Annotated in this window: 2 protein-coding genes; both read left to right on the top strand. The window is 75.9% G+C overall.

The genetic code is table 11. The features are described 5' to 3' along the window. Positions 1-637 precede the first annotated feature (637 nt). Positions 638-1,213: a histidine phosphatase family protein gene (locus tag M0638_RS23375; RefSeq protein WP_248669371.1), complete on the top strand. Its 576-nt coding sequence runs from the start codon at positions 638-640 to the stop codon at positions 1,211-1,213. 165 nt (positions 1,214-1,378) lie between these two features. After that, on the top strand, positions 1,379-1,891 hold the full coding sequence (gene secB / locus M0638_RS23370) for a protein-export chaperone SecB (protein ID WP_248669370.1): 513 nt from the start codon (positions 1,379-1,381) through the stop codon (positions 1,889-1,891). The last annotated feature ends 12 nt before the right edge of the window (positions 1,892-1,903 follow it).

The raw sequence follows: 1,903 nt of genomic DNA, 5'->3' as shown, positions 1-1,903 counted from the left end.
GGGCGCGGGATGCGCCCGGTGGGGAGGGGTTACAGCGCGGCCCGCTCCCCGGCGCTGAAGCCCTTCACGCCGCCGGGCGTGTCCGCCCGCCGGCGATCCGCTCCGGCCCTTGATCCGGCGCATTCTCCGAGGCGCCGGGCGAGTATGCCCGGCTTGACGATGCTCCATCGGCGCCGCGACGGGAGCGGGGTCCGCGCAGGCCGGGCGGGCATCGTGCCGTCGCGCGTGCGGCAAATCGTGCCGTCGCGCGTGCGGCAAATCAGCCAGACCCATTCCATGCCGGCCCTGGTGGGCGCCGGGCCTGGCGCCGGTGCCGCAGGCGGCGCGCCCTCTCGGCTCCGCCGAGGTGCGGCTGCCGCCGCTGCGCGGCGCCGCGGCGGTCATGGCGGGCCTGCACTTCGCCCGGCGGACCGCGGGCGGCGGCCCGGTGCGCGACAGGGTGCCGCGGCGGGCCGCGGCCGAGTGGTCGGGGCTGTGCGGCCCGGGCGAGGGGATCGGCGCGCCGCCGCCCCGATCCGGCGGCGGGGCGGGCCCAGGAGAGGGCGGGCCGGCAGGACATGGTGGGCGGGACGTGATGGGTGGACGCGGCTACGGCGGGCTTGCCGCCCGGCGGGGCGGCTTGTATCCCCTCGCTGCGATGATCCTGCTGCGCCACGGCCAGAGCGAGTTCAACCTGCACTTCGCGGCGACCCGGCAGGACCCCGGCATCGTCGATCCGAGGCTGACGCCGCTCGGCCACGAGCAGGCGGAGGCCGCCGCCGAGACGTTGCTGGCCACGGGCCTGGCCGCGGGCGGGGCGGTGCGGCAGATCCTGGCCTCCCCCTACACCCGTGCCCTGCAGACGGCGGCGCCCTTCGCGCGGCGCCTCGGCCTGCCGGTGCGCATCCACCCCGTGGTTCGCGAGCGCTGCGCCTTCGCCTGCGACATCGGCAGCCCGGTCAGCGCCCTCGTCGCCGACTGGCCGGAGCACGACTTCTCGCACCTGGAGGAGGTCTGGTGGCCGTCGCTCGGCGAGCCGACCGATTCGGTGATCGCCCGCGCCACCGCGTTCCGCGCCGAGATGGCCTCCCTGCCGGACTGGCGGCACACGCTGGTGGTCTCGCACTGGGGCTTCATCCTGGCCATGACCGGCCAGAGCGTCGGCAACGGGCAATGGCTGCGCTGCGACCTCGACGAGCCACCGCCGGCGGCGGTCCGCTGGCAGCACCACTGAGCCGCCGCTCGCCGCTGCCGTCCCGCCCGACGCCCCCTTGCCCGGCCGCCCCCTGCCCCGGCATGGAACGGCGACGGGCGTGACTCCGCCTCCGTGACCGGGCGGGCCCGCCGAGCCGGGCCGGCCCGGCCTCGCCCCACCCGCATCCCGCCAGGGAGACACCGCATGTCCGACCAGCCCCCGCACCAGAACGGTGCCGACACCGCGCCGCTGGCCCCCCCGGGGCCGCTCGTGATGAACATCCAGTTCATCAAGGACCTCTCCTTCGAGGTGCCGGGCGCGCCCGAGATCTACACCACGCTGCGCGAGCCGCCGCGCATCGACCTCGCCCTCGACGTGCAGGCCCGTGCGCTGCAGGAAGGCGGCAACGTGTTCGAGGTGGCGCTGCAGATTCGCGCCGACGCGCAGGTGATGGAGCAGGGCCAGCCCAACGGCACCGCCTTCATCGCCGAGCTGGTCTATTGCGGCGTCTTCACCGTGAACGTGGAGCAGCAGATGCTGGAGCCGGTGCTGCTGGTGGAATGCCCGCGCCTGCTCTTCCCCTTCGCGCGCAACATCCTGGCCGACGTGACGCGCGACGGCGGCTTCCCGCCGGTGCTGCTCTCGCCGATCGACTTCGTGGCGCTCTGGCAGAGCCGCCGCAGCCCCGAGGGCCAGCCGCCGGTGGCGATGGCCTGACGGCAGCCCGCG

Origin of the sequence: Roseomonas acroporae, assembly GCF_023223525.1 — a bacterium.
Taxonomy (GTDB): domain Bacteria; phylum Pseudomonadota; class Alphaproteobacteria; order Acetobacterales; family Acetobacteraceae; genus Roseomonas_E; species Roseomonas_E acroporae.
Note: the sequence above shows the minus strand (reverse complement) of the source record. Positions and strands in the feature narration are given on the sequence as shown.